At 54.8% G+C, this 7,161-nt stretch carries 7 protein-coding genes; 1 reads left to right on the top strand and 6 read right to left on the bottom strand.

Annotation, left to right across the window (positions count from 1 at the left end; all coding sequences use genetic code 11):
• A partial coding sequence (locus FVB43_RS24535; protein WP_207105628.1) for a hypothetical protein occupies positions 1-231 on the bottom strand: 231 nt, incomplete at its 3' end.
• Between the two features lie 135 nt (positions 232-366).
• On the opposite strand from FVB43_RS24535, the gene mdtD reads away from it, so the two are divergent.
• Positions 367-1,764: a multidrug transporter subunit MdtD gene (gene mdtD / locus FVB43_RS01050; RefSeq protein WP_133844904.1), complete on the top strand. Its 1,398-nt coding sequence runs from the start codon at positions 367-369 to the stop codon at positions 1,762-1,764.
• 4 nt (positions 1,765-1,768) lie between these two features.
• Here mdtD and rbsR read toward each other — a convergent pair whose 3' ends face one another.
• The 5 genes from rbsR to rbsA all read right to left on the bottom strand — a co-directional run bounded on the left by rbsR (position 1,769) and on the right by rbsA (position 7,158).
• Complete coding sequence (gene rbsR / locus FVB43_RS01045) at positions 1,769-2,779, bottom strand: ribose operon transcriptional repressor RbsR (protein ID WP_171149546.1); 1,011 nt, start codon at positions 2,777-2,779, stop codon at positions 1,769-1,771.
• 2 nt (positions 2,780-2,781) lie between these two features.
• A complete protein-coding gene (gene rbsK / locus FVB43_RS01040) occupies positions 2,782-3,711 on the bottom strand; it encodes a ribokinase (RefSeq protein ID WP_167863242.1) in 930 nt (309 codons plus the stop codon).
• A 61-nt stretch (positions 3,712-3,772) separates the two neighbouring features.
• Entirely contained in the window at positions 3,773-4,654 is an 882-nt protein-coding gene (rbsB, locus tag FVB43_RS01035; RefSeq protein ID WP_374760145.1) for a ribose ABC transporter substrate-binding protein RbsB, read from the bottom strand.
• Positions 4,655-4,681: 27 nt separating this feature from the next.
• Positions 4,682-5,650: a ribose ABC transporter permease gene (gene rbsC, locus FVB43_RS01030; protein ID WP_167863241.1), complete on the bottom strand. Its 969-nt coding sequence runs from the start codon at positions 5,648-5,650 to the stop codon at positions 4,682-4,684.
• Positions 5,651-5,652: 2 nt separating this feature from the next.
• Positions 5,653-7,158: a ribose ABC transporter ATP-binding protein RbsA gene (rbsA, locus tag FVB43_RS01025; protein WP_167863240.1), complete on the bottom strand. Its 1,506-nt coding sequence runs from the start codon at positions 7,156-7,158 to the stop codon at positions 5,653-5,655.
• Positions 7,159-7,161 lie beyond the last annotated feature (3 nt).

Below are 7,161 nucleotides of genomic sequence, written 5' to 3'. Positions count from 1 at the left end.
AGCTTCCTGTTGCGAGGTGGCGTATATTACGCTTTCCTCCTTCGGAGTCAACTTCTTTTTGAGAAGTTTTTCCGGCGGTTCAGATGCTTCCTGAACCTCCTGAGCCGCTGGCTGTAAGCCGTTGTGCCGTCTCAGTGGTTGCGCATTATAGGCAGTTTCCGACGAGTGACAAGTGTTTATTGCAATAAAATGACTGAGCGCGTTATTTTTCATCAGAAGCGTTAAAAGCATACGCTTTCAGGGCAATAAATCAGCATTTACTGACAGAAAACTGCGAAAGACCGAGGAGGAAAGCAAAAATGAGATGCTATTCTTTCTGCTTCACAGGGGATTTTTCTGCCGCACTCACAAAAGAAAGGGATACCAATGATTAAATCCGCGCGCAGTATGGCCGGACTTCCATGGATTGCCGCTATGGCTTTCTTTATGCAGGCGCTGGATGCCACCATTCTGAACACGGCCCTTCCGGCCATCGCCCACAGCCTGGGGCGTTCTCCGCTGGCGATGCAGTCCGCCGTTATCAGCTATACCTTAACTGTCGCGATGCTGATCCCGGTCAGTGGCTGGCTTGCCGATCGCTTTGGTACCCGTAAAGTCTTTATCGCCGCGGTATTTCTGTTTTCCCTGGGTTCTCTGGCCTGCGCACTTTCGGGTTCGTTGTCGATGCTGGTCACATCCCGTGTGGTGCAAGGTGTGGGTGGGGCAATGATGATGCCGGTGGCTCGTCTTGCCCTGCTCCGGGCCTATCCGCGCAGCGAGCTGCTACCGGTACTCAATTTTGTCACGATGCCGGGACTGGTTGGCCCGGTGTTAGGCCCTTTACTGGGGGGCGTATTGGTCACCTGGGCCACCTGGCACTGGATTTTCCTCATTAATATCCCAATCGGTATTCTCGGCATTTTCTATGCACGCAAATATATGCCGGACTTTACCACTCCGAAACGCCGCTTTGACCTGATCGGCTTCCTGCTGTTTGGTTTGGGTCTGGTGGGCATCTCCAGCGGCATCGAATTATTCGGTGAACAGGTTGTATCAAGCGTGATTGCTCTGGGTGTGTTGCTGGCGGGTATCGCATTATTACTTCTATATATAGTGCATGCGCGGCGCCACCCTGCCCCGTTGCTGCCATTACCCATGTTTAAGACGCGCACCTTCTCCGTCGGCATCGTGGGCAATATCGCTTCAAGACTGGGTACAGGCTGTATTCCCTTCCTGATGCCATTAATGTTACAGGTCGGATTTGGCTACACCGCCCTGCTGGCGGGCTGCATGGTCGCGCCCACCGCCCTCGGTTCCATTCTGGCGAAGTCGACGGTCACCCAGGTACTGCGCTGGTTTGGTTATCGCAAAACCCTGGTCGGGATCAGCATGATTATCGGCGTACTGATCGCCACCTTTGCTTTGCAGGTTCCTGGCTGGAGCATGCTGGCGCTGCTCATCCCACTCTTTATTCTGGGTATGGCGATGTCCACACAATTTACCGCGATGAACACCATCACCCTTGCAGACCTGACGGATGCCAATGCCAGCAGCGGTAACAGCATGCTGGCCGTCACACAACAGTTAGCGATTGGGTTTGGTGTCGCAGTGAGTGCAGCGGTGTTACGCTTTTATGAAAACTTTGATGGCACCACACTCCAGCACTTCCATGCCACCTTCCTGACGATGGGGGTCATTACCGTGCTGTCAGCGCTGGTCTTCCTGCTACTGAAACCAGGGGACGGTCGCAACCTGATTAGCGACCGTGATAAGAAGAAAACCTAGGCGCTTATTCCTTGCGGATATCGCCCACGGAGGCACGTTCCATCAGTTCCGGCGTCAGCACCAGCAACTGGGGGCTGGCCGTTGGATCTGTCAGGCGGTGTAGCAGAGCATCGATCGCCAGCTCCCCCAGTTCGTCTTTAGGCTGGTGAACGGTGCTGAGGGGCGGCGTCATATAGCGCGCCAGTTCGATATCATCGTAACCCACCACGGCCATATCCTGCGGGATACGCATTTCCGCCAGATAGAGCGCGTGATACACGCCAACAGCCATCGCATCATTACAGGTAAAGACAGCCTGAGGTGGAGGATCGAGGGCCAAAAGCGTATTCATGGCATTGAATCCGCCCTGGAATTCAAAATCGCTACTGACAATGTAGTCAGGCGGTATCGCTAACCCGGCGCTATCCATTGCCTGCTTATATCCTTCAAGACGCAGACGCGCAGGTGTTTTGTCCTGTGGCCCGGCAATACAGGCAATCCGTGTATAACCACGCGAAATGAGATGTCGCGTCGCCATCTCCCCACCCAGCAGGGAGTTATCCTGGATAATGTCGCTGCCGCCTTCAAACGGCGCCCAATCCATCATGACTGAAGGGATCGTGGGATAACGATGAAGTAATTCAGCGGAAGGCAGGTGACTTTCGGTACACATAATCAGTAAGCCATCAACACGCTTTTGCAGCAGTGTTTCAAGGCTTCGATTCATACGGTCTTCATCGCCTTCGGTATTGCACAATACCAGGCTATAACCACGCTCATAGCAGCTACGCTCAACACCCCGTACCACCTCGGAATAGAACGGGTTACTGCTGGCCGTCAGTAACATGCCAATAGTACGGGTCTGATTGAGCTTCAGACTACGCGCCAGCGCAGAGGGTGCGTAATTCAGCTGGCTTACCGCCGAGGTCACTTTTTCACGAACCGCTTCGCTCACGAAGCGGTTGTTATTGATAACGTGAGACACGGTGGAGGTTGAGACGCCCGCCAGGCGGGCGACATCTTTCATGGTCGCCACATCTACCCCTGCTGTTGCAAGAAGCTGTCAATCTCATCACGCCAGGGAACGGAAGGTTGTGCACCACGGCGGGTCACGGCAATCGCTGCGGCTGCATGGGCAAAGCGTACGGCTTCAGCCATCGGACGCTGCTCAATCAGTGCCGTGATCAGCGCACCATTAAAGGTGTCGCCCGCGGCAATAGTATCCACCGCTTCCACACGGAAACCAGGAATACGCTGACCATTCCCCTGCTCACTTAACCACACGCCCCGGCTGCCGAGGGTAATCAATACTGTACGGATACCTTTTTGATGCAGCACTGCCGCTGCTCGTGCAGCGTCTTCATCGCTGTTGACCGCCACACCCGTGAGGATCTGCGCTTCGGTTTCATTCGGGGTAATCATATCCACCAGCGACAATAGCTCGTCAGAGAGTTCTGTCGCCGGGGCCGGATTCAAAATCACCTGCGTCTGATGCTGATGCGCGATCTTCGCAGCCGCCAGCACGCTTTCCAGCGGTGACTCCAGCTGCATCAACAGTGCTGCGGCATCCGCAATCACCTGCTGGTGCTGCTCAACGCGCTCGGGCGTCAGGGCAGCGTTGGCGCCGGCGTGAATGCCGATCGTATTCTCACCTTCACCGTTAACAAATATCAGTGCCACACCCGTCGAGTCGCCGGCAACGGCTTCCACCGGGCTGACATCAATACGGTCATCAACCAGTTGCTGGCGGATACGTTCGCCAATGTCGTCTTCACCCACGCAGGCGATAAAGGCAATGTCTGCGCCACTGCGCCCGGCGGCAACGGCCTGGTTTGCACCTTTCCCACCGAATGCGACCTGATACTGCTTCCCGATCACCGTTTCACCCGGACGCGGGAATTGCGCCAGATTCAGAATGTGATCTGCATTAATGCTGCCGAGGACAGCCAGTTTGCCAGTTTTCATCATAAGGGGATTGTCCAGATAAGTGCGCCACCCGAAGGTGGCGCGTGCCATGCTTTTCTTTGATTTATTGGGTAACCAGCTTCAGGTCAACCGGATTGATAGCCTGTACTTTCTGGCCTTTCAGCACTTTATCAGCCGTCTGAACGCCGATAACGCCGATTTGCTCCGGTAACTGAGCCACGGTCGCAGCCAGTTTGCCACCTTCAACCGCTTTGATACCATCTGGGGTGCCGTCGAAGCCCACCACTACGACATCAGATTTGCCTGCCGTTTGCAATGCACGCAGGGCACCCAGTGCCATTTCGTCGTTCTGAGCAAACACCGCCTGCACGTCCGGGTGAGCGGTCAGCAGGTTCTGCATCACGTTCAGGCCTTTGGTACGGTCGAAGTCAGCTGGCTGGCTGGCGAGAATATTGAATTTGTGTGCATCGGCAGCCTGCTTGAAGCCTTCACCACGCTCACGCGCAGCAGACGTTCCGGCAATGCCCTGCAGCTCAATGATTTTTGCATTGTCGCCGACTTTTTTGGCGATGAAGTTACCGGCCATTTTGCCGCCGAAACGGTTATCAGACGCCACGTGGCTGACCACGGTACCCTGAGAGGCTACACGGTCCAGGGTGATCACCGGAATGTTCGCCTGGTTTGCCATTTTCACGGCGTTACCCACCGCATCAGAATCGGTCGGGTTAATCAGCACCAGCTTGGTGCCACGAACGGTCAGATCCTGCACGTTAGCCAGTTCTTTCGCCGGGTTGTTCTGAGAATCCAGCACCACCAGGTTATAACCCAGTTTATCCGCTTCTTTCTGCGCGCCATCTTTCAGCGATACGAAGAACGGGTTATTCAGGGTAGAAACCACCAGCGCAATGGTGTCCTTTGCCAGCGCGTTAGCGCTCAGCGTGGCGCCTAACAGTACAGCCAGTGCAGTCAGTTTATTCATCTTCATTTTCATATCCTGTAAAGGTAAAGAGTGTTATTTACTGCTTTTGTTGTCTACCAGCACCGCCAGCAAAATCACCACAGCTTTGACGATCATTTGGTAGTAAGAAGAAACACCGAGCAAGTTCAGCCCGTTATTCAGGAAGCCTAAGATCAGCGCACCTATCAGCGTGCCCATAATCCGGCCTTTACCGCCTGCGAGGCTGGTTCCACCCAGCACCACAGCTGCAATCGCATCCAGCTCATAGCCCGTACCGGCCGTCGGCTGCGCCGAAGAGAGGCGTGCCACTTCAATGGTGCCCGCCAGTGCAGCCAACATGCCGCACAGTGCATAAACGATAATTTTGACGCGGTTAACACTGATGCCGGACAGACGCGTTGCCGCTTCGTTACCGCCCAGCGCATAAATGTAACGGCCAAGGCGCGTGTGATGCAGCATGTACCAGGCGGCGAGGAACACCACACCCATTAACCAGACCGGTGTCGGGATACCCATAGGACGACCGATACCAAACCAGCCAAACAGGTCTGCATTGTCGTTAAAGCCGGTATTCACCGGGCTGCCGTTGGTGTACACCATCGTCACACCACGCAGCAGCAGCATCATGACCAGTGTGGCAATAAACGCCTGCACTTTACCTTTCGCGACAATCGAGCCGGTAATCGCACCAATAAAGGCACCCAGTGCCAGCGATGCCGCCACCGCCACCAGAGCATTCACTTCCAGCCCGACAATCGAGGCAGCGACTGCCCCGGTCAGCGCCAGCAATGACCCCACGGAGAGATCGATACCGGAGGTGAGGATCACCAGCGTCATACCCACCGCCATAATGGCGTTGACCGACGTCTGTTGCAGAATGTTAAACAGGTTAGCCACGGTGAAGAAATTCGGGCTCAGACTGGAAACGATGGCAATCAGCACCACCAGCGCAATCAGCGATTTCTGCTCAAGCAGCCATGCCTTACTGATCAGGCGGCGTGAAGGAATTGTTTGCGTACTCATAGTTATGCCAGCTCCGCGCTGTAATGTTTACCAACTGCCGCCGCCATCAAAATTTCCTGCGAGGCTTGTTCAATCGGGAAGTCACCGCTCAGGCGACCTTCGTGCATCACCAGCACGCGGTCACTCATGCCCAGGACTTCCGGCATTTCGGAGGAGACGAGAATGATGCTCAACCCTTCCTGTTTAAACTGATTAATCAGCTGATAAATCTCTTTTTTCGCGCCAACATCGACGCCACGCGTTGGCTCATCCAGGATCAGCACTTTTGGCCGCGTCATCAGCCCGCGCGCAATGGCCACCTTTTGCTGGTTACCCCCTGAGAGCAAACCAATCGGCTGATTCATTGATGGCGTTTTAACGTTAAACAGCTTGATAAAATCACCGACCGCCTGCTGCTCTTCCGCATGTTTCAGGCGGCCCGCGCCATAGCTAAAATAGTTGAGGGCGGTCAGTGACATGTTCTCTTTCACCGACATGCCCAGCACCAGACCATCACGCTTACGATCTTCAGAAATATAGACGATACCGTTGGCCAGCCCCTCTTCCGGGGAACGCGCGAAGACGGTTTTTCCGTCCAGCGTTACGCTACCACTGCTGCGTGACAAGGCGCCATACAGCACTTTCATCAGTTCGGTACGCCCCGCGCCCATCAGCCCGGACACACCCAAAATTTCGCCTTTACGCAGCGTAAAGCTGACATCCTCAACGCCGGAACCACTCAGATTCTCCACCTTCAGGCGAACCTCACCCGGTGCTTTATCCAGGCGTGGATACTGCTCTTCCAGCTTGCGGCCGACCATCATTTCAATCAGCGACTCTTCCGTCAGCTGAGCCACTTCACGTTCTGCAATAAACTGCCCGTCACGGAAGATGGTGACATCGTCGCAGATCTCAAAAATTTCTTTCATTCGGTGGGAGATATAAACAATGCCGCAGCCCTGCGCTTTCAGCTCGTTGATCACCCGGAACAGCGAAGCGGTCTCGGTATCCGTCAGCGCGTCCGTCGGTTCGTCCATGACGATCACTTTTGACTCGAAGCTCAGGACCTTGGCAATTTCCACCATCTGCTGGTCACCGATCGACAGATCACCCACCAGCTTATGGCTGCTGAAGCGCAGATTCAGGCGCTTCAGTAAGGCATCCGCCTCGGCATACATCTTTTTCCACTGGATGCGGCCAAAACGGTTAACAAATTCGCGACCCAAAAAGATGTTTTCCGCAATGCTCAACTGGGGGATCAGGTTCAGTTCCTGATGAATAATACCGATCCCGGCTTCCTGCGACTCTTTCGGCCCGTTAAAGGTGGTTTCCTGACCGAGCCATTCAAACGTGCCCGCATCACGGGCGTAGATCCCGGTAAGCACCTTCATCATGGTCGACTTACCCGCACCGTTCTCGCCCACCAGCGCCATCACGCGGCCAGGATAAACAGAGAGGGCGGCTCCCGACAGCGCCTTGACGCCCGGGAAGGCTTTATCAATGCCTTGTAATTGCAGTAAAGGTTGCATAAC

The sequence above is a fragment of the Erwinia rhapontici genome (assembly GCF_012271765.1).
Lineage (GTDB): Bacteria > Pseudomonadota > Gammaproteobacteria > Enterobacterales > Enterobacteriaceae > Erwinia > Erwinia rhapontici.
Note: the sequence above shows the minus strand (reverse complement) of the source record. Positions and strands in the feature narration are given on the sequence as shown.

Coding starts and splice junctions, on each gene's coding strand:
- mdtD (WP_133844904.1), top strand. CDS start 367: ATGATTAAATCCGCGCGCAGTATGGCCGGACTTCCATGGATTGCCGCT.
- rbsK (WP_167863242.1), bottom strand. CDS start 3,711: ATGATGAAAACTGGCAAACTGGCTGTCCTCGGCAGCATTAATGCAGAT.
- rbsB (WP_374760145.1), bottom strand. CDS start 4,654: ATGAAGATGAATAAACTGACTGCACTGGCTGTACTGTTAGGCGCCACG.
- rbsC (WP_167863241.1), bottom strand. CDS start 5,650: ATGAGTACGCAAACAATTCCTTCACGCCGCCTGATCAGTAAGGCATGG.
- rbsA (WP_167863240.1), bottom strand. CDS start 7,158: ATGCAACCTTTACTGCAATTACAAGGCATTGATAAAGCCTTCCCGGGC.